Source organism: Caloramator mitchellensis, assembly GCF_001440545.1.
In the GTDB taxonomy this organism is placed as follows: Bacteria; Bacillota; Clostridia; order Clostridiales; family Caloramatoraceae; genus Caloramator; species Caloramator mitchellensis.
Map to the genome: position 1 here is coordinate 45,986 of NZ_LKHP01000003.1, position 20,674 is coordinate 66,659.

Below are 20,674 nucleotides of genomic sequence, written 5' to 3' on the forward strand. Positions count from 1 at the left end.
TATGAATGAAAAGACATTTAGGATACTTGAATTTGATAAGATAATTAAAATGCTTTCTGATAGAGCAGTTTCAAACCTTGGAAAAAAGATGTGCTTGGAATTGATGCCTTCTTCAAATATACGCGAGGTTATTGAAAGGCTGGATGAGACTAAGGAGAGCTATGAAATAGTATTAAAATGGGGGAGTCTGCCATTAGAAGGCGTTAAGGATATAAGCGAAACGGTAAGAAGAGCAAATATGGGGTTTGTATTAAATCCAGGAGAACTATTAAAGGTTGCTGATGTTTTAAGGGTTACCAAAAGGCTGAAAACTTTCTTTTCAGACGGTGCAAAAAGAGAAAACTACCCAATTATAAACGAAATAATAGAAGGTCTAATTTATATAAAGCATCTGCAGGATGATATAGAAAGGGTAGTTATCAGCGAAGAGGAAATAAGCGATAGGGCAAGCGAAAAACTATACAGCATAAGACGTGCTATTAAGGACAAAAATTTAAGGATAAAAGAAAAGCTACAATCCATGCTACATGGATACTCTAAATATCTACAGGACCCGATTATTACGATGCGAAATGGTAGATATGTAATTCCTGTTAGGGCAGAGTTTAAGGGAAGCGTCCCGGGGCTTGTTCATGACCAGTCCTCCAGCGGTTCCACCCTTTTTATTGAGCCTATGCCGGTTGTTGAACTAAACAACGAGATTAAGGAACTTGAACTTAAGGAGAAAGCTGAAATTGAAAGAATTTTGAGCGAGCTCTCTGAAAAGGTAAGCCAAAATGCCGATGAACTTAACTATGACAACGAAAACATTGCATACCTTGACTTTTTAATGGCAAAGGCAAAATTTGGGCTTGATTTTGAATGCTCTATTCCTGAGGTTAACGACAAGGGAATAATAAATTTTAAAAGAGCAAGGCACCCTCTTATCGATAAGGATAAGGTAGTTCCAATAGATATAAGGCTTGGGCAGAACTATAAGGCGCTGGTTATAACAGGGCCAAACACAGGTGGTAAGACAGTAACATTAAAAACCACAGGGCTTTTGACCCTTATGGCGATGTCCGGGCTTGCAATCCCATGTAACGATGGCTCGCAGGTTTCTACATTTGAAAAGATTTATGCAGATATTGGGGATGAACAGAGCATTGAACAAAACCTTTCAACATTCTCATCCCACATGAAGAATATAATAAACATCGTAAACGATGTAAACGAAAAATCACTAGTTCTTGTGGATGAGCTAGGTGCTGGAACAGACCCTGTCGAAGGTGCGGCACTTGCAATGTCCCTTCTTGAATATTTCTACGATAAGGGAGCAAAGCTTGTTGCAACTACGCATTACAGTGAAATAAAGGTTTTTGCCATGGAAAAGCAGGGTTTTGAAAACGCCAGCGTTGAATTCGATGTTGAAACTTTAAGGCCAACGTATAGGCTGCTTATAGGCATTCCTGGAAAATCAAATGCGCTTGAAATTTCAAAAAGGCTTGGGTTAGATGAACATATTATTGAAAAGGCAAGGGGATTTATTTCAAAGGACGTTGCTAAATTCGAGGATGTCATACAAGCCCTTCAAAACAAGACTATGCTTGTTGAACGTGAGCTGGACGAGATAGATAGGATAAAAAGAGAAGCGCAGGAGCTAAAAAAGGACTACTCAGAAAGAAAATACAAACTTGATTTGCAAAGGGAAAAGGAAATTAAAAAGGCACAGGAAGAAGCAAGAAGGATTTTAAGACAGGCAAAGGAAGAGGCTGATGCAATAGTCAGGGAACTTAATGAACTTAGAAAAAAAGCTGTCGACGCTGCCTCAATTAAAGAAGCTGAAGAAGCAAGAAGAAAGCTTAACGAAAGGATTACAAAGACTCAATCAAACGATGATGAAATGGTAATGAGGGCAGGCATGCAGCCGGTTGAGGAAGTAAAAATTGGTGAAGAAGTTTTTGTATCAACCGTTCAGGCAAAGGGAACTGTATTGACCATGCCGGACAGCAAAGGTGAGGTCCAGGTTCAAATAGGTGTTATGAAGCTTAATGTTCCTCTAAATAAATTATTAAGGGAAGAGAAGAGCAAAAAAGAAGCAGCCAAACTTGGAACCACAAAGATAATCAAGGAAAAGGCACAAAACATTTCAAGCACAATCGACCTTAGGGGTCAGACAATAGATGAAGCAATGTATAATCTTGATAAATACCTCGATGATGCATATTTATCAGGGATAAACAAAATAACCATTATTCATGGAAAAGGAACCGGAGCATTAAGAGAAGGAATTCAAAGGGAACTTAGGAATCATCCATATGTAAAGAGCTTTAGGATTGGAGATTTCAACGAAGGAGGCAGCGGTGTTACTGTCGTTGAATTAAAATAAAAGTCAGGCTGCAGGCTGCCGCAAAACAAGCCAAACCTTAAATTAGATTAAATCTAGAGCCTCATGAATGATTTCCTTGGCTTCACTCAAAAACCTAAGTAACTCTAAGCTTTTCTTTGTTTTCAAAAGGCCTACCCGCGTGAGCCTACGTCCTGTAGGCCACGCGGCTCTGCTCGTCCTGAGCAGAATTACGGCCTTTTGAAAAGTCGAAAAGCAAGAGTTACTAAGGTTCATGAGAGGCGCCTTTTGAAATCATTTCATGAGGCTCAAAAAAGTTAAATCCTATAATAAGGGTTAGCCAGTTTTGCGGCAGCCCTATTTACAATAGTGGATTTTTGTTATATAATTATGACTTGTTTGAATTTTTAAAGAGGTGTTGCAGTATGATTTTAGTTAGTGCATGCCTTTGCGGTGTAAATTGTAAATACGACGGAAACAACAATTTAAATGAATACATATATGAATTGTTAAAACAGGGCAAGTTAGTCCCAGTATGTCCAGAGCAGCTTGGAGGTATGTCTACCCCAAGGCATCCATCTGAGATAGTGGGTGGAAGCGCAAAGGATGTATTGGAGGGAAAGGCAAAGGTTATTAACAAAAAGGGAGAGGATGTAACAAGATTTTTTGTAAAAGGAGCCTATGAAACTTTAAATATAGCAAGAACGTTTAATTGTAAAGCTGCAATTTTAAAGGCCAAGAGCCCATCCTGCGGAAGTGGAAAAATTTACGATGGAACATTTGAGGGAAGACTTATTGATGGAAATGGGATAACTTCTGAACTACTAATAAAAAACGGGGTAGAAGTAATTGATGAAACTGACGTTGCTGCAATAAAGGATATAGTAGAAAGGATGAGTTAATTGGAGGCAAGAAAACTTGAATACGTTGAAGAAAAGAAGGAGTTAAAAAAGGAGTTAGGACTACTTGAAGCAATAGCAATAGTTATTGGTGTAGTAATTGGCTCTGGTATATTCTTTAAGCCAGCGATAGTTGCTAAAAACGCTGGAGCACCAGGGCTTGGAATACTTGCTTGGGTAGTTGGAGGGGTTATAACGATTGCAGCAGGGCTTACAGTTGCAGAGATTGCAGCAGCAATACCAAAAACAGGCGGGCTTTACGCATATCTAAAGGAATTATACGGTGATTTCTGGGCATACCTTTTAGGATGGGTGCAGATAACAGTTTACTTCCCAGGCTCACTTGCAGCTCTTGCTATTATATTCGCAACACAGGCTACAACATTTATCCCAATGACAGAAATGCAGCAAAAACTGCTTGCTATATTCATATTGTTCTTCTTAGCAGCAGCAAATGTTATTTCGACTAAGTTTGGAGGCAAAATACAAACAGTTGCAACAATTGGCAAATTAGTTCCTATATTTGTAATTGCTATTTTCGGACTTATAAAGGGAACGGCTCATGGATTTACTCCAATGGTTTCAAGCACAAGCACAGCAGGAGGATTTGGTCTTGCAATACTTGGAACGCTTTGGGCCTATGACGGATGGATTAACGTAGGAAATATAGCTGGAGAATTAAAAAACCCTGCAAAGGACCTACCAAAGGCAATAATATTAGGGCTTGGACTTGTTTTAGTAGCTTATTTATCAGTCAACCTTGCAGTATTGAATGTATTACCTTTTGACCAGGTTGTTGCTTCTAAAAAGGCAGCATCGGACGCAGCAGTTGTTATGTTTGGAAATTTTGGTGCATCATTTATATCCCTTGGAATATTAGTCTCAATATTTGGTGCATTAAACGGATATATATTGACTGCATCAAGAGTTCCCTATGCTATGGCGGAGGAAGGATTGCTTCCTTTCAAGGGATTCTTCTCAAAGCTAAATGAAAAATCAGGAACGCCAATAAATTCAATAATTTATCTTTTTGTTGTTGGTGTAGTATATATAATGACAGGTTCTTTCGACACTTTAACTGATTTAGTTGTATTTGTATTATGGATATTCTTTACTATGGCTGTAGCAGGTGTATTCATTCTTAGAAAGAAGTTTAAGCACCTCAAAAGACCATATACAGTTCCACTATACCCAATCGTTCCAATAATAGGAATTGCAGGCGGTATATTTATACTTTTCAGCACAATAACAGCAAGCCCATCAAGAGCACTTCTTGGAATAGGAGTTACCGTAATTGGTGCACCTATATATATGTATATAAGAAAGAATAAGTAATGCTTCAGAGCCTCACAAATTTGTGGGGCTCATTTTATCATTAAAATGCCGCCTTTAGATTTTTGAGGCTCTATTAATGATAGCAAAATTACTTTAATTGTATTTAATAAAAGGCTAATTAAAGTTTCAAAATATGGTATAATATTCATATGTTTTAATTAAAGTTCAACATAAATTACCAGTTGAGATAATGAATTGATATTTAAGGAAAGCGGGGTGAAGGTCGGGATTCCGACTTGTGATGTTAAAGGGAAACAAAACCTATATAAGAGCAATTGAAATGGAAGATGCCAGAATATTATCAGCTTGGCTCAACGATAGAGAAACAAACGAACACCTTGATATTATTTATCCTATTTCCAAGAGATACTGCGATAATTTTACGCTTGAAGGAGAAGAGCATAATAAAAAAGTTTTTATAATTGAAAATGAAGACAGAAAGCCGATAGGGCTAATAATAATAGACAATATAAAATGGGAATATAGAAATTGTGAAATAGGAATTGCAATATATGATAAAAATTTCAGAGGGAAAGGTTATGCAAAGGATGCGCTTAGCGTAGTTATTGATTTTATTTTCAACGATATGAACATGCATCTTATACACCTTAGAGTATCTGAAGAAAATAAAACTGCGATTGAGCTGTATAATAAATTTGGATTTGTAGTTGAAGGAATGCTGAGAGACAGGTATTATAGAAATGGGAAGTATCATAATATTATCATAATGAGCAAAATAAAAGGGGAGTGATATTATGAAGATTGGGTTTATAAGCGATATTCACGGTTATCCTGAAAAATTTAATATGGCTCTAAAATACCTAAAGGATGCCGACGCCATTTTATGTGCTGGTGATATATTATATCATGGTCCAAGAAATCCTATTATGGAAGGATACAACCCACTGCCACTTGCGGATGAGATTAAAAATACAAAAATACTCATCGCAAAGGGAAACTGCGATGCAGAAGTGGATGAAATGGTTTTAGGGTTTTCACTCATGCCAGTTATATATTATGAAAAGGACGGGATTAGAATAATAACTTTACACGGACACAATCATGACGAGGCAGGGCTTGAAAATTTAGCAAAGTCCTATAATGCCAATTTAGTAGTTACAGGGCATACACATGTTAGAAAGTTCGAGAAGATAAATGGAATTACATATATAAATCCAGGCAGCGTATCAATTCCAAAGGGAGATGGGCAACCAAGCATAGCGATTTATGAGGATGGACAAATTAATTTCATAAACATAGAAAATGGTCAAATAATAGAATCACATAGAATTTGATAGGGGGAGAAAAAATGGACTATAAAGAAATGCTAAAGACAGCACGAGAAAACTTAAATGGAAGCTGCAGAGTTTGCCGGGAGTGCAATGGGGTTGTTTGTGCAGGAGAAGTTCCTGGAATGGGAGGAAGTATTACTGGTTCAGCCTTCATTGAAAATTATGAGTCGCTAAAAAAAGTAAAGCTAAACATGAGGCTTATACATGATGCTAAGAATCCTGACACCTCAATTGAGCTTTTTGGCAAGAAACTAAGAGTTCCTGTTCTTGCTGCTCCAGTTTCAGGAACAACTCTAAATATGGGTGGCAAGTTTACAGAAAGAGAATATATTTCCTGGGTAATAAAAGGATGCCTTGATGCTGGCATTTATCCAATGGTAGGTGATACTGCTGTTGACGCATTCCTTCCAACTAACCTTGAGGAGCTTAGCAAGGCAGGAGGCGAAGGTATAGCTATAATTAAACCATGGGAGAATAAGAATGTAATAAATAAAATAAGAATGGCTGAAGAAGCAGGAGTATTTGCAGTAGGTGTTGATATAGACGCAGCAGGGCTTATAACCCTTGCTCTTCATGGAAAACCAGTAGGCCCAAAGACTCTTGATGAAATAAAGGAGCTTGTAAATAGCACAAAACTGCCATTCATATTAAAGGGAATAATGACTGTTGAAGACGCTTACCTTGCAGTAGAAGCAGGCGCTTCTGCAATTGTTGTGTCAAACCACGGAGGAAGAGTATTGGACCACACCCCTGGTGTTGCTGAAGTTCTTCCTGAAATTGCAAAGGCAGTTAAGGGCAAAATAACGATATTAGCTGATGGTGGAGTTAGAAGCGGTGTCGATGTTTTAAAGATGCTTGCGCTTGGCGCCGATGCCGTATTAATTGGCAGACCGTTTGTAACTGCATCCTTTGGCGGCGGTGCTGAAGGCGTTAGGCTTTATGTGGATAAAATAGCAAACGAATTAAAATCGGCGATGATTTTAACAGGCTGCAACGATTTAAAAAGCATCAATGAGTCGATAATATTTAATAAATAAGGTATCTGTTGCCTACCATATTTAAATAAATTCATATAATAGATTTAATTTTTTGCCCCATGAATGAATTAAAAAGGCACCCCTCATTAACCTTAGCAACACTTAGCTTTAGGCTTTTGAAGACAAAGAAAAGCTAAAGTGTATTGGTGAAATGAGCAAAGCTTTGGAAATCATTCATGGGGTTAATATTTAAAGTTTTTGAGATAGATACATTATACAACTAAAATTTTAAGAAAATTGTTGAAATTTTGAAATTTTAGCATTATACTTGTGGTATGGGGGTGAAATTTTATGTTCAAAACATATGATGATTTGAAAGAATTTATTCAAGAGAACGAAATCAAAATGATTGATTTCAAAATAGTTACTATTTCAGGAAAGTGGAATCACCTATCCATTCCTGCCTCAAGGCTAAGCGAAAAGGTATTTACTGATGGAATAGGATTTGATGGTTCAAGCTATGGCTATGCTGTCATCGAAAGCAGCGACATGGTTTTTATTCCTGATTTGACAACTGCATTTGTCGACCCATACTGCGAAGTTCCGACTGTAAGCATGATTGCAAATATTTATGAGATTAATAAAAAATTTGATAGATTTGAAGGAGACCCAAGATATATTGCAGAAAAGGCTGAAAAATTCTTAAAGGAGTCAAATATAGCCGATGAGTTTATAGTAGGGCCTGAATATGAATTTTATGTGTTTGACCATATCAGCTATAATGTTGATAGCAATAGACAGGCAGTAGATATAGATTGTTTTGAGGCCCATTGGAATACAAGCGCAGAAAACAATCAAGGCTATAAAGTTCGTTTCCAGGGAGGATACCACGCAGGACTTCCATACGATAGCACAAACGATTTGCGAAGCGATATGTGCTTAAGGCTTGAAGAGATGGGTGTTCCTGTTAAATATCATCACCACGAAGTAGGCTCAGCAGCTCAGGTTGAGATAGAAGTGGAACTTGGCGAAATGCTTAAAATGGCTGACGCAACATTGCTTGCAAAATATGTTATAAAAAATACTGCGATGCTTCATGGAAAAACAGCAACTTTTATGCCAAAGCCTATTTACGGTGAAGCGGGAAGCGGAATGCACGTTCATATGCTCCTGAAAAAGGATGGACACAATATATTCTTTGATGAAAATGGATATTCAGGTTTGAGCAAAGAAGCCATGTTCTTCATAGGTGGAGTGCTAAAACATGCGCCATCGCTTTTAGCATTTACAAACCCGAGCACAAATTCATATAAAAGATTAGTTCCAGGATTTGAGGCTCCTGTTTCAATTTGCTTTGCTACATCTAACAGAAGCTCTGTAATAAGGATACCGGGATATGCTAAAAATCCTGAAAAGAAGAGATTTGAATTCAGGTCATCCGATGGAACCTGCAATCCATACCTTGCCTTTTCAGCACTATTGATGGCTGGAATAGATGGTATAATTAATAAAATAGACCCTGTTAAGGAAGAATATGGGCCTTATGATGTAAACATTTACGACCTTTCAGAAGAAGAAAAGAAAAAAATTAAAGGACTTCCAAAATCACTTGATGAGGCACTTGATGCATTAAAGGGTGATTATGGATATCTTTTAAGGGGCGGAGTATTTACAAAGCAATTTATTGATAGTTGGATAAATTATAAATACAATAAAGAACTGGTTAAGATAAACCCTGTTCCGACTCCAATGGAATTTCAAATGTATTATGATGTATAAATAAAAGCAAAAAAATGTTTCAAGATTTTTAAAATCTTGAAACATTTTTTTATCTTTTTCGTCTAATTTATATATCATATGTTGTCAAAATATTGTATAATCTAATTATCTTCACATCTTTTTTCAAAATAAATTAATCGGGGTGGGACTATTGAAATTTAAAATTTGGATAGTTAGTGTCATATTGCTCATTACTTTTAATATAAATATAGTTTTTGCTGGAGTTTTGACGGGTAAAAAAATAGTAATCGACCCAGGTCATGGAGGAAGCGACCCGGGGGCGGTTGCAGGAAATGTTAGGGAAAAGGATTTAAATAATTCGTTTGCAAGAAAAATAGCTGAACTATTGACAGCCTATGGGGCAGAGGTGTTGTTTACAAGACTGCCTGAAGAGGATGTATACGTTGCGCTTCAGGATAGAACAAGCAAATCCAACTCAATAAATCCAGACCTTTTTATAAGCATACACAATAATGCAAATACAAATACCACAGTAAGCGGTGTTGAAACTTTTTACAGCACATCAAGACCATATATAACAGATGACAGATATGTAGAGTATTTAGGAAATAAATATCAATATGTCAGGGAAGAAATAATCGATGGGGCTGAATACGTATATTTTATTGTTGACAGACAGGAGGTTAAACTTGAAAAGAGCAAGGTTAGTATTATCCTCAGCAAAACACCATGGCAGGCAATAGAGAGCAAGAAAATTGCTGAAACAATCGTAAACAATTTAGCTTCATTAGGTTTTAAAAATAGAGGGGCAAAGGATTCAAATCTTTACGTAACAAAATACACAAACACTCCATCGGTTTTGCTTGAACTTGGATTTATAACAAACCCAGAAGAAAGGCAAAAGCTTTTGGACCCTACTATGCAGAGTAGCATTTCTACTAAAGTAGTTGAGTCAATTTTAAAATACTACGAACAGTATGATAACAATAAAAGATTAGCATTTGCTCAGGTTAAGGATTTTGACTTTAATTTGTCAAAAGAATTTGCGTTTGTAGGACAAGCAGTTGATATAACGGTAAGTGCTATGTCAAACATTGAGTTATATGATTTTAAATTACAAATTAAACGCATGGGAGAAATTTTGTCCGACAGCGGTTTTAGCAATAATTTGACATATAACTTTGTTCCTGACAGAGAAGGTGAATATGAAGCTATATTATATATAAAATATCAAGGTTCAAATAATGAATATGAAAAATTTATAAGCAAGAAAATCAACGTATATCAACCAGCTGCTATTAAGAACATTTCTTTGACTACGGATAAAGCTATTGTAGGGAACAAGGTAAGCCTAAATGTTGAAAAGCTGAATGGTTCGGTATTAGGATGCGAATATACTTTTGATATTTTTAAAGAGGAAAAACTAATTCAGAGTAAAAAGAGCGACAGCAATATTTTTGAATTTACGCCAACAGAAGATGGAGAATATAAACTAATTGTTAAAATAAAGGATAAATTGAGCAGCAATGAATATGATGATTATAAGGAATTGAATTTTAGTGTCCAAAAGATTGAAACTAAACCTAGCGAGAGTAAAATTGAAGAACCAGTTAAGCCTATAGATACCATTAGCCTACTTAAATACACAAGAACGCTTAAAAGGGGAGCAGTAGGAGAAGATGTAAAGGAACTTCAAAAGGCACTTATTAAACTTGGCTATCTGAAGATTACTACTCCTACAACAAAGTTTGGGCCAGCAACCGAAACAGCGGTGAAGGCCTTTCAAAAGGCAAATAAATTGCCTTCCTTAGGAATAGTTGGAAGGGCTACAATTGATAAGATAAATATACTTCTTCCAAGGGTGGCTTCAAATACTCAAACACCTTCAAGGGGAAACACAACCAACAGCCAAACAAAAATTGGTAAATTAATATACACAAGAACGCTTAAAAGGGGAGCAGTAGGAGAAGATGTAAAGGAACTTCAAAGGGCACTTATTAAACTTGGTTATTTGAAGATAAACACTCCTACAACAAAGTTTGGGCCAGCAACCGAAACAGCAGTGAAGGCATTTCAAAAGGCAAACAAATTGCCTTCCTTAGGAATAGTAGGAAAGGCAACTATTGACAAGATAAATTCTATTTTAGCAAGGTGATTTAATAAAACCCCATGATAACAAATCATGGGGTTTTATTGATGATTTATTTTTTAATAAGGTCGTGATAAATTACAAAAAGCCCTGATAAGCCAACAAGCGCATAAACAATTCTTGAAAGCAGTGTTTCAGCCCCTAAAAGTGCTGCTACAAGGTCAAACTTCAAAAATCCTACAAGTCCCCAGTTTATAGCACCTATCAATACAAGTATAAAGGCTATCATGTAAAGCCTTTTCATAGCAAAACCTCCATTAAATTTCTTATTATATGTTTAATATTGAAAGTTTAAAAATATTACTAATTTGTTTAACAAAATTAAAATTGCAAATACTATTATTGAGGGAGGGAAAGCTATGTGGAAGGATAAACTAAAGGGATTTTTTAAAAGGCCGGCTGTTGAAAAGCACGAAACTGCAGCCTGGGCGAATATAAAGGGAACAAAGCCGGAATCTAATGTTCCTTTTCCAGACATTATTGATGTTGAAAATGCTAAAGAATATGTAGAAGAAAATAAAAAATAATCCCCAAACTGGGGATTATTTTTTATTAATATTGATACGATGCAAGCCTTTTGTAGTTTTCGTATCTTTCCTTTGCATTCTTTTCTGCAACTTCAAACAGCTCGTTTGCCCTTTCTGGGAATGCGTTTATTAACGAAGCATATCTTATTTCTCCCATTAAGAAGTCCTTGAAGCTTGCAGTTGGTTCCTTTGAGTCGAGTGTAAACGGATTCTTGCCTTGTTCCTTAAGTTCTGGATTGTATCTGTATAGATGCCAGTATCCAGCCTCAACAGCCTTCTTTTCTTGATTAATTGTTGTTCCCATACCTGTCTTAATACCATGGTTAATACATGGTGAGTAAGCAATAATCAATGAAGGTCCGTTATAGTTTTCAGCTTCCGTAAATGCCTTCATAGTCTGGTTCATGTTTGCACCGAGTGCAACCTGTGCAGTGTAAACATAACCATAGCTCATTGCAATCATGCCGAGGTCCTTCTTTCTAATATTCTTTCCAGCAGCAGCGAATTTAGCAACAGCAGCCGTTGGAGTTGATTTTGAAGATTGACCTCCAGTATTTGAATAAACTTCTGTGTCAAGAACAAGTATATTTACATCTACACCCTGAGCTATTACATGGTCAAGTCCGCCAAATCCGATGTCGTATGCCCATCCGTCTCCTCCAAGTATCCATATAGATGGTTTAACAAGATAGTCTTTTCTATCGTAAATCTCTTCAAGAACTGTATTTCCCTTAAAGCTTGCTTCTTCAAACGCTTGTTTTACTTTGTTAGCAGCAACCTTTGAAAGTTCTCCATTGTTCTTAGACTTTAGCCATTCCTCGAATGCGCCCTTGAAAGGTTCGGCAATATTTTCGTTCAATGCCTGCTGCATCAATTCAGCAATCTTATCCCTTGTTTGAGCGTAAGCCATTGCTATACCAAAGCCATATTCAGCGTTGTCCTCGAATAGTGAGTTAGCCCAAGCAGGTCCTTTACCAAGCGCATTCTTTGTATATGGAGTTGATGGAGCGCTTCCACCGTAGATTGATGAACATCCTGTAGCGTTTGCTATAATCATTCTATCTCCAAATAGCTGAGTTATTAACTTGACGTATGGAGTTTCTCCGCAACCTGGGCATGCACCTGAGAATTCGAATAATGGTTGTGCAAACTGGCTGCCCTTTAAAGTCTTCTTATCCATTAGGTTATCCTTATAAGTAACTGTAGTTCCAAATTCCCAATTTGCTGATTCCTTTTCAAATTGTTCTTCAGCAGGTCTCATAATAAGAGCCTTTCCTGGGGCTGGACATATATCAGCACAGTTGCCGCAGCCTGTGCAGTCGTATGGGCTAATTTGAATTCTGTATTGAAGATTTTCAAATCCCTTACCCATTGCTTGCTTTGTCTTAAATGTTTCAGGAGCTCTCTTAACTTCTTCAGCATCGAGAAGCAAAGGTCTGATAACGGCATGTGGACATACCATTGAACATTGATTACATTGTATACATTTATCTATTTGCCATTCTGGCACCATTACAGCTATACCACGCTTTTCATATGCAGTTGAACCGTTAGGGAATGTTCCGTCCTCAGCACCAACAAATGTGCTAACTGGAAGGTTGTCACCTTCAAGCCTTGACATTGGCCTTAATACATTCTTTATAAAGTCTGGTTCATCCTTAGTTTCAACTTTTTCATCTGAAGCATTTGCCCAATCTGCTGGGACATCAACCTTAACTATATTTTCAATTCCAAGGTCAACTGCCTTATGGTTCATTTCAACGATGTTCGCACCCTTCTTACCATAAGTCTTTTCTATTGATTCCTTGAGGTATTTAATAGCATCTTCTATTGGAATAACATTTGATAACTTGAAGAACACTGATTGCATAACCATGTTTATTCTTCCGCCAAGTCCTATGCTCTGAGCAATCTTAACTGCATCAACTATATAGAAATTGATGTTGTTCTGTGCTATATATCTTCTCATAAATGCTGGCAATTTTTCGTGTAACTCTTCAACGCTCCATGGGCAGTTTAACACAAATGTTCCGCCTTTTTTAAGTCCCTTTAGTAAATCGAATTGATATACATAGGAACTATTGTGGCATGCTATATAATCTGCAGTGTTTACTAAGTATGGAGCCTTAATTGGCTCCTTGCCAAATCTTAAGTGGGATACAGTTGAACCACCGGATTTTTTACTGTCGTATGAGAAGTAAGCTTGAACATAAAGATTAGTATGGTCACCAATAATCTTTATAGCCTGCTTATTAGCACCAACTGTTCCGTCGGAACCAAGACCAAAGAACTTGCAGCTGATTGTTCCCTTAGGAGTTGTATCAACGTCTTCTCCAACAGGAAGTGATGTATGAGTTACATCATCAACTATACCTATTGTGAAGTTGTTCTTTGGATTATCAGCTCTTAAGTTTTCAAAAACAGCAAGTATCTGTGCTGGTGTTGTATCCTTTGAACCAAGTCCATATCTTCCACCGATTATCAATGGCTTTTGTTCTTCGTTGTAGAACAATTTAACAACGTCAAGATATAATGGTTCGCCAAGTGAACCTGGCTCTTTAGTTCTGTCAAGAACAGCTATTCTCTTAACTGTCTTTGGCAATACATCAAAGAAGTATTTAGCTGAGAATGGTCTGTATAGATGAACCTTTAGAACACCAACCTTTTCTCCGCTTGAATTTAAATTGTCAACAACTTCTTCTATTGTATCAGTAACAGAACCCATAGCAATTATTATATTTTCAGCCTGTGGATGTCCATAGTAGTTAAATGGCTTGTAATCTCTTCCTGTTAACTTGTTTATTTCCTTCATATAATCGTTTACAAGGTCTGGAACAGCCTCATAATATTTATTAGCAGCTTCTCTTCCTTGGAAGTAGATGTCTGGGTTTTGAGCAGTTCCCCTTGTAACTGGGTGTTCTGGATTTAGCGCTCTATTTCTAAATTGCTTTAATGCTTCCTTGTCAATTAGTTTTTCAAGTTCTTCGTATTCAAGAAGTTCAACTCTCTTAACTTCGTGTGAAGTTCTAAATCCATCAAAGAAATGAAGGAATGGAACTCTTGATTTAATTGCTGTAAGGTGAGCAACAGCACCAAGGTCAATAACTTCCTGTGGATTTGATGAAGCAAGCAATGCAAATCCAGTTTGTCTTGCCGCCATAACATCCTGGTGGTCACCGAATATTGATAGAGCATGAGCAGCTATAGCTCTTGCGCTTACATGGAATACACCAGGGAGAAGCTCTCCGGCTATCTTATACATATTAGGAATCATAAGAAGTAATCCCTGTGAAGCGGTATATGTAGTAGTCAATGCACCACCTTGAAGCGAACCGTGAACTGCACCAGCTGCACCTGCTTCTGACTGCATTTCAACGACTCTCACCCTTTGACCAAAGATATTTGTTTTGCCCTTCGCTGACCACTCATCTACAAGTTCTGCCATAGTTGAAGATGGAGTAATAGGGTATATTGCTGCAACTTCAGTAAAGGCATAGGATATATAAGCGGCAGCGGTATTGCCGTCCATAGTTTGAGTTTTTCTTGGCATAATTCGACCTCCTTTTTCTTATCTAAATTTTAGTTTAGACATAATAATTTTTATTATTCAATATTATATTTTCTTATATTATAGCAAAGGAAAATAATTTTTAAAAGATAATTATGGATTATTTTCATAATTTTTATTTAATTTTTGACATTATTTAGTTAGGTTAATAACGTTTGTCAATATCCTCTGTCAAAGGTCTTTTCCCCATATTCATCAAAGCAAATCCTATAGGACCAAGCTCCGACATCTGACTTAACTCCTTTGGTATTATTGCTCTTGAATTTTGGTCGTATAAAACATTGATGTATTTGTCTTCTGGAAGTATAGATATAGGGTTTTTCAGATCAGGGTTGTTATCTTTCATTGAATCACCTCCACAATGACTAATAATATTTTTTGAAAAATGCAATTATATATACAGCAAAATTCGATTAAATTTGACACGATATAATAGTAATTGATATAATTAATTAAATATTCTTGATTGCGGGGTAATTTAATTGATAAGAATTGCATTCCTTTTGATTTTGCAGTTTTTAATGATATTTAGCAATGTTAGAGCTGACCACAGAGTGATAAAAGTAGCCGGAGATTACAATCTTCCCCCATTTGAATATATAGATGAAGTGGGGAATTATGTTGGTTTTAATGTTGATATTATGAAGGCTATTGAGCTTAATTCTGAAACTTCGGTTAAATTCATACCTTTGAGATGGAATGAAGCGTTAAAATCACTTGAAGATGGAGAGGTAGACGCAATACAAGGAATGACAAAGACAAAAGAAAGAATGAAAAAATATGATTTTTCTGATCCAATATTGACTAATGAACAGGTTATGTTTGTAAGAAGTGATGAAAATGAAATCAAATCCCTGAAGGATTTGAAACAAAAAAGAGTGGTTATTCAAAAAAAAGGTTCAATGGATGAATACAGCCATCTATTAAATGGAGCTTTTGTTATAAGAGAGGATACACAAAAAGAGGCAATTTATCTTTTGAAGAATGGTTATGCAGATGTATTTATAGGTCAAAAGCTTGCTGGACTATACATGATTCAAAAATATGATTTGCAGGATAAAATAAAAATTGTAGGGAAGCCTGTGTTAACATTGGATTATTGTATAGCAGTTAAAAAGGGGAACAAAGAATTATTAAAAGAAATAAATAGCACATTGAGAAAAGTAAGAAAAGATGGTCTATATAATACACTATATTTTAAGTGGTTTGGTGAAAACTATTTTGACAAAAAACTAATATTTATCAGATTTATAATATTATTCGCTGCATCACTTTCAATTGCTTTGATAACTATACTGCTACTAAAACATAACAATTTAAAGTTAAAGAGGCTTGTTGAAGAAAAAACAGAAGAATTGACGAGATTAAATGAAAAACTTAAAAGTTCCAACGATAATTTGATGTTTAATAACGATGAGCTCTTAAGAAACAATTCTGACCTTACAAATTTAAACAACAGGCTGCTTGAAGAAATAGAGCAGAGGAAAAGGGCTGAGGAAAAAGTTAAATATTACGGAACGCATGATTATTTAACGGGTTTTTATAATAGAAAATTTTTGCTTGATAAGATAGAAGAGCTGATTAATGAAGATAGAAAATTTGCGCTACTATATCTTGATTTTGACAAGTTTAAACATATAAACGACAGCTTTGGTCATGAAGCCGGGGATATTATTCTAATTGAAACTACTAAAAGAATCAGAAATATTTTACAAAAAGACGACGTCCCTGCCAGAATAGGTGGAGATGAATTTATAATAATTTTAACTGGTGATTATGAAAAGGATGAAATAATGGCACGAGGGAAGGCAATGCTATCGGTATTAAACGAACCTATTGAATTCAGCGGAAAAATAATAATCCCGAGTTTAAGCATAGGAGTTAGCAGCTATCCTGAAAACGGAAGCAATATTGAAGAACTTATCAAAAAGGCAGACAAACTCATGTATGAGGCAAAGGCTGACGGAGGCAATAGTATTAAAATATGATTGGGGACGGTTCTCAACTTTGAGGCCGTCCTAAATTTATACTTGAAAAATTATAAAAAATTATGTATTATTATTCATAAAATATTTTACAAGGAGGACAACATGTTTGGGTATAATTCGCTTGCTATAAATGAAAAAGGAAATTTAACGATTTCAAATGTCGATGCTGTTAAGCTTGCAAAAAACTATGGAACGCCTTTGTATGTAGTTGATGAGGTTGAAATAATAAGAAGATGCAGAGAAATAAAGCAAAATCATATGGATAAATACAGCGGCAGAGCAGTTTACGCAAGCAAGGCATTCTTAAACAAGGAAATGTGCAGAATAATAAACAGGGAAGGATTAGGGCTTGATGTTGTATCTGGAGGGGAACTATACACTGCTAAATCCGTAGATTTTCCAATGGATAGAGTAATTTTCCATGGCAATAACAAATCATTATCAGAGCTTGAAATGGCAATTGATTTTGGAGTTGGACGAATTGTTATTGACAATTTCTTCGAAATCGAAAATTTAAATAAAATATTAAATCATAAGAACAAGACTATAGATATTCAAATCAGAGTTAATCCAGGGATTGATGGGCATACACACGACTATATAAAAACAGGGCAGGTTGATTCAAAGTTTGGATTTACTCTTTATGACGGTGCGGCGCTAAATGCAGTAAAGAACGTTCTTGAGAGCCCATTCTTGAATTTAAAGGGAATACATGCACACATAGGTTCGCAGCTTCACCAAAAGGATATTTATATTACAGAGGTTAAAGTGCTTGCTGAATTTATAAAGAATATAAAAGATGAATTTAATTATGAAATTGACGAAATAAACGTTGGAGGAGGATTTGGTATATTTTATACCGAAGATGATTCAAGAAAACTTATTAATTATTTCACTGATGATATTAATTTGACAGTTATTAAGGAATTTAGCAGACTAAACTTAAAAAGACCAGTTGTAATAATAGAACCAGGAAGATGGATAGTTGGCGAGGCTGGGTTTACTATATACACTATAGGAGCAATTAAGGAAATACCTAATATAAGAAAATATATAAGCATAGATGGAGGCATGGCGGACAATCCAAGACCGCCGCTTTATGGGGCTAAATACCTTGCCCTAATTGCAAATAAAATTACTCAGTTGGAGGAAGAGTTAGTAACTATTTCAGGCAAATGCTGTGAATCCGGAGATATACTCATAAAAGACATTATGCTTCCGAAGGTTGAAAGTGGAGATATACTTGTGGTTTTAAGCACAGGTGCCTATAATTATTCCATGGCAAGCAATTATAATAGGCTTCCAAGACCAGCTGTTGTTTTGGTAAACAACGGCGAGCACCGCCTTATTGTAAGACGTGAAACCTATGAGGATATAATAAGAAATGATGTTTGAAGTTAAAGGGAGTTTGGACTATAGTCCAAACTCCCTTGCAACCAAATTGACAGCTTTTAATTTATCTTCCTGTTTAATTGCACATGTTATTCTTATCTCAGAAGTTGTAATCATCTTAACCTCAATGTCGTTTTGCTTGAAAATCTTAAAAATCTTTGAGGCAACTCCTGAAGTGGTTTTCATTCCAATCCCTACAACAGAAAATTTAGTGATGTCTTCATCGATTATTATATCTTCCTTTGTATAAAAGGGCTTTATAACGCTCAAACATTCTCTTAAATCATCCTTTGGTATGGTAAACGATATGTTAACTAAATCATTGATTGGGGCAGTTTGGCTAATCATATCTACGTTTATTTTTTTGCTGGCAACCGCCTCAAATATGTCTGATAAAAGGTTTGTATCAAATTCTATATTTCTTAAAGTTATCGCAACATCGCTGTCAGATACTGCAATACCTGTAATTGGCTTGTTTTCCACTTCTTCAACCCCCTTAATATATGTTCCTTTAATATCGCTGCAGCTAAGTCCAACATAAATTGGAATTCCATATTTTTGTGCAAGTTCAACCGACCTTGAATGCATTACCTGTGCACCAAGGCTTGAAAGTTCAAGCATTTCTTCATAACTAATCTCATCAATCTTTTTAGCTTCCTTATAAAGCCTTGGGTCCACGCTGTATATCCCATCAACATCTGTATAAATTTCACATATTCCATTTAACTTAACAGCGATAGCTACTGCGGAGGTGTCTGAACCACCTCTTCCAAGTGTTGTGATATCACCCTCCATCGAAATTCCCTGAAATCCAGCTACCACAACAATTTTGCCTTCGCTTAATCTCGATAAAATGGCTTCTTCATTAATATCTTCAATTAGTGATTTACCATGAGTTCCATCGGTTAACAATTCTATTTGAAACGCATTCATGGAAATTGCATCATATCCCTCTGATTTTATTGCCATGGCAAGCAGAGAGCTTGAAACCATTTCTCCCGTTGCCAAAAGAGCGTCAAGTTCCCTTTTATCGGGATGGTCAGTTATCTTCTTTGCAAGGTCAATAAGTTCATCAGTAGTATCGCCCATAGCTGAAATTACTACGACGACGTCATTACCTTGTTTCTTCTTATCTATAACGCTTTGTGCAACTTTTTTTATCCTTTCAGGAGTAGCAACAGAGCTTCCACCATATTTTTGAACAACGATTGACATTACTTCACCCCCAGAAGCAGTATATTAAGAGGAATTTTATCATAAATAATTATACATTGCAATAGATTATTATGCATTGTTTTATCTATATTTTTTGTATAATTTAGCATAGAAAAAAATAAATAAAGGAAAAACAACCTGAAAAGGAAATGCATAATAAGGCCATATATTACCTGCCCAATCAAAAAGCTGCATTATATTATTGTATGAAATGATTGAATAATTTATCATTAATATACCTAAGGGGGTTACTAAAAATCTATAATCATCAAAACCCAGTATCTTAGAAAGTCCAATAGACGTAGCATACAAGCAAACATTTATCTTAGCAAAAGCATAGAATGAAAAAGCAATTGCAACAAAGCTCTCTATTCTCTGGAAAAATTCACCAACTTTTATTCTGCTGACTACACTGTAGGATGCAAAATAACTTCGAGATAGAGAATCAGCTCCCACAACCATTATATTTCTTAATGATGTTATTAGTAATATTAATCCAGTGATAATTATAGAATAGGAGAAGACTTTGTAATATTTTTTTTCGTTAGTGTAAGGCAAAAGAAAAATGAAAACTACTGTTTCAGCAAAAGGAAAGGAGAGCAAACTAAAAGAACCCTTTAAAACAGGACCTATGCCATTATACAGAAAAGGGCGAAGGTTACTAGTATCCATTTTAGGAATTAAAAAAGGAACGGTAATAAATAAGACGGATATAAGAAAAACAAATAAAAATTCGCAGGCTCTACCTATTGTTTCAATTCCTTTCTTTACGGAGAAGATTGCTAAAACTGCTGCAAATGTAATAACTATTGAGTTTGGAGTTTCTGGAAGACCGACTGTCTTAACAAATTCTCCAAAATCTCTTAAAACCAGTGAACCTAAGTGAAATGAAAACCAAACAAATAAAACAGATATAAAATTTCCAAAAAACTTTCCGAATATCTGTTTTAGAATGTTGACAAAATCAATTCCTGGGAATAGCATGAGTATTTGAGAGTAAAAATATGTTAATACTAAGGACAAAAATATTGCTATTAAAAGAGCCAGCCAAATATCGTTTTTTGCCTCTCCACCTACACCAACTATTACAGAGCTTCCTATTATGAACATAGACATAATATTTATTGCTTGCCTTATTGATATTGTTTCTTTATTCATAAAACCATCCTCAATCAAAAAATAATTTCTTTATAAATAAATCTAGGCTAATAATTCTAATACCAAGGGATATCAAAATGCTGAGAACAAATGCTGTCAAAAACAATG

At 35.7% G+C, this 20,674-nt stretch carries 16 protein-coding genes; 11 read left to right on the forward strand and 5 right to left on the reverse strand.

Annotated elements, in window-relative coordinates:
- Nucleotide 1 precedes the first annotated feature (1 nt).
- The 8 genes from ABG79_RS03370 to ABG79_RS03405 all read left to right on the forward strand — a co-directional run bounded on the left by ABG79_RS03370 (nucleotide 2) and on the right by ABG79_RS03405 (nucleotide 10,724).
- Nucleotides 2-2,368, forward strand: a complete 2,367-nt coding sequence (locus ABG79_RS03370) for an endonuclease MutS2 (protein WP_057977138.1) — start codon at nucleotides 2-4, stop codon at nucleotides 2,366-2,368.
- Nucleotides 2,369-2,751: 383 nt separating this feature from the next.
- Entirely contained in the window at nucleotides 2,752-3,228 is a 477-nt protein-coding gene (locus ABG79_RS03375; protein ID WP_057977140.1) for a 2-thiouracil desulfurase family protein, read from the forward strand.
- A complete protein-coding gene (locus ABG79_RS03380; protein WP_057977141.1) occupies nucleotides 3,229-4,560 on the forward strand; it encodes an APC family permease in 1,332 nt (443 codons plus the stop codon). It abuts the gene before it with no gap.
- A gap of 241 nt (nucleotides 4,561-4,801) precedes the next feature.
- Nucleotides 4,802-5,311, forward strand: a complete 510-nt coding sequence (locus tag ABG79_RS03385; RefSeq protein ID WP_057977143.1) for a GNAT family N-acetyltransferase — start codon at nucleotides 4,802-4,804, stop codon at nucleotides 5,309-5,311.
- Nucleotides 5,312-5,315: 4 nt separating this feature from the next.
- A complete protein-coding gene (gene yfcE, locus ABG79_RS03390) occupies nucleotides 5,316-5,855 on the forward strand; it encodes a phosphodiesterase (protein ID WP_057977145.1) in 540 nt (179 codons plus the stop codon).
- 14 nt (nucleotides 5,856-5,869) lie between these two features.
- On the forward strand, nucleotides 5,870-6,889 hold the full coding sequence (locus ABG79_RS03395; protein ID WP_057977147.1) for an alpha-hydroxy-acid oxidizing protein: 1,020 nt from the start codon (nucleotides 5,870-5,872) through the stop codon (nucleotides 6,887-6,889).
- A gap of 291 nt (nucleotides 6,890-7,180) precedes the next feature.
- A complete protein-coding gene (glnA, locus tag ABG79_RS03400) occupies nucleotides 7,181-8,608 on the forward strand; it encodes a type I glutamate--ammonia ligase (RefSeq protein WP_057977149.1) in 1,428 nt (475 codons plus the stop codon).
- Between the two features lie 151 nt (nucleotides 8,609-8,759).
- Nucleotides 8,760-10,724: an N-acetylmuramoyl-L-alanine amidase gene (locus ABG79_RS03405; RefSeq protein ID WP_057977151.1), complete on the forward strand. Its 1,965-nt coding sequence runs from the start codon at nucleotides 8,760-8,762 to the stop codon at nucleotides 10,722-10,724.
- Between the two features lie 46 nt (nucleotides 10,725-10,770).
- Here ABG79_RS03405 and ABG79_RS03410 read toward each other — a convergent pair whose 3' ends face one another.
- Complete coding sequence (locus tag ABG79_RS03410) at nucleotides 10,771-10,962, reverse strand: DUF378 domain-containing protein (protein WP_057977152.1); 192 nt, start codon at nucleotides 10,960-10,962, stop codon at nucleotides 10,771-10,773.
- A gap of 115 nt (nucleotides 10,963-11,077) precedes the next feature.
- Between ABG79_RS03410 and ABG79_RS12220 the strand changes: the two genes are divergently transcribed.
- Entirely contained in the window at nucleotides 11,078-11,245 is a 168-nt protein-coding gene (locus tag ABG79_RS12220) for a CDIF630_02480 family spore surface protein (protein ID WP_083490319.1), read from the forward strand.
- Between the two features lie 25 nt (nucleotides 11,246-11,270).
- On the opposite strand, the gene nifJ is transcribed toward ABG79_RS12220, so the two are convergent.
- Complete coding sequence (nifJ, locus tag ABG79_RS03415; protein ID WP_057977154.1) at nucleotides 11,271-14,795, reverse strand: pyruvate:ferredoxin (flavodoxin) oxidoreductase; 3,525 nt, start codon at nucleotides 14,793-14,795, stop codon at nucleotides 11,271-11,273.
- Nucleotides 14,796-14,958: 163 nt separating this feature from the next.
- Nucleotides 14,959-15,159 (reverse strand): hypothetical protein, encoded by a 201-nt coding sequence (locus tag ABG79_RS03420; RefSeq protein WP_057977156.1) that lies wholly within the window; start codon nucleotides 15,157-15,159, stop codon nucleotides 14,959-14,961.
- 136 nt (nucleotides 15,160-15,295) lie between these two features.
- On the opposite strand from ABG79_RS03420, the gene ABG79_RS03425 reads away from it, so the two are divergent.
- Nucleotides 15,296-16,801: a diguanylate cyclase domain-containing protein gene (locus ABG79_RS03425; RefSeq protein WP_057977158.1), complete on the forward strand. Its 1,506-nt coding sequence runs from the start codon at nucleotides 15,296-15,298 to the stop codon at nucleotides 16,799-16,801.
- A gap of 102 nt (nucleotides 16,802-16,903) precedes the next feature.
- The gene (gene lysA / locus ABG79_RS03430) at nucleotides 16,904-18,196 is read left to right on the forward strand and encodes a diaminopimelate decarboxylase (protein WP_057977160.1); all 1,293 of its coding nucleotides are present in this window, start codon (nucleotides 16,904-16,906) and stop codon (nucleotides 18,194-18,196) included.
- Between the two features lie 18 nt (nucleotides 18,197-18,214).
- Here the strand turns inward: lysA and ABG79_RS03435 are convergent, their stop codons facing one another.
- Both ABG79_RS03435 and ABG79_RS03440 read right to left on the reverse strand, forming a co-directional pair.
- Entirely contained in the window at nucleotides 18,215-19,408 is a 1,194-nt protein-coding gene (locus tag ABG79_RS03435; protein WP_057977161.1) for an aspartate kinase, read from the reverse strand.
- A gap of 81 nt (nucleotides 19,409-19,489) precedes the next feature.
- Entirely contained in the window at nucleotides 19,490-20,566 is a 1,077-nt protein-coding gene (locus ABG79_RS03440) for a GerAB/ArcD/ProY family transporter (RefSeq protein WP_057977163.1), read from the reverse strand.
- Nucleotides 20,567-20,674 lie beyond the last annotated feature (108 nt).

Bases quoted from the DNA above. Each gene is read 5' to 3' on its own strand.
- ABG79_RS03395 (WP_057977147.1), top strand. From the start codon at position 5,870: ATGGACTATAAAGAAATGCTAAAGACAGCACGAGAAAACTTAAATGGA.
- ABG79_RS12220 (WP_083490319.1), top strand. From the start codon at position 11,078: ATGTGGAAGGATAAACTAAAGGGATTTTTTAAAAGGCCGGCTGTTGAA.
- ABG79_RS03420 (WP_057977156.1), bottom strand. From the start codon at position 15,159: ATGAAAGATAACAACCCTGATCTGAAAAACCCTATATCTATACTTCCA.
- nifJ (WP_057977154.1), bottom strand. From the start codon at position 14,795: ATGCCAAGAAAAACTCAAACTATGGACGGCAATACCGCTGCCGCTTAT.
- yfcE (WP_057977145.1), top strand. From the start codon at position 5,316: ATGAAGATTGGGTTTATAAGCGATATTCACGGTTATCCTGAAAAATTT.
- lysA (WP_057977160.1), top strand. From the start codon at position 16,904: ATGTTTGGGTATAATTCGCTTGCTATAAATGAAAAAGGAAATTTAACG.
- ABG79_RS03435 (WP_057977161.1), bottom strand. From the start codon at position 19,408: ATGTCAATCGTTGTTCAAAAATATGGTGGAAGCTCTGTTGCTACTCCT.
- ABG79_RS03440 (WP_057977163.1), bottom strand. From the start codon at position 20,566: ATGAATAAAGAAACAATATCAATAAGGCAAGCAATAAATATTATGTCT.
- ABG79_RS03410 (WP_057977152.1), bottom strand. From the start codon at position 10,962: ATGAAAAGGCTTTACATGATAGCCTTTATACTTGTATTGATAGGTGCT.
- glnA (WP_057977149.1), top strand. From the start codon at position 7,181: ATGTTCAAAACATATGATGATTTGAAAGAATTTATTCAAGAGAACGAA.
- ABG79_RS03385 (WP_057977143.1), top strand. From the start codon at position 4,802: ATGTTAAAGGGAAACAAAACCTATATAAGAGCAATTGAAATGGAAGAT.
- ABG79_RS03375 (WP_057977140.1), top strand. From the start codon at position 2,752: ATGATTTTAGTTAGTGCATGCCTTTGCGGTGTAAATTGTAAATACGAC.
- ABG79_RS03370 (WP_057977138.1), top strand. From the start codon at position 2: ATGAATGAAAAGACATTTAGGATACTTGAATTTGATAAGATAATTAAA.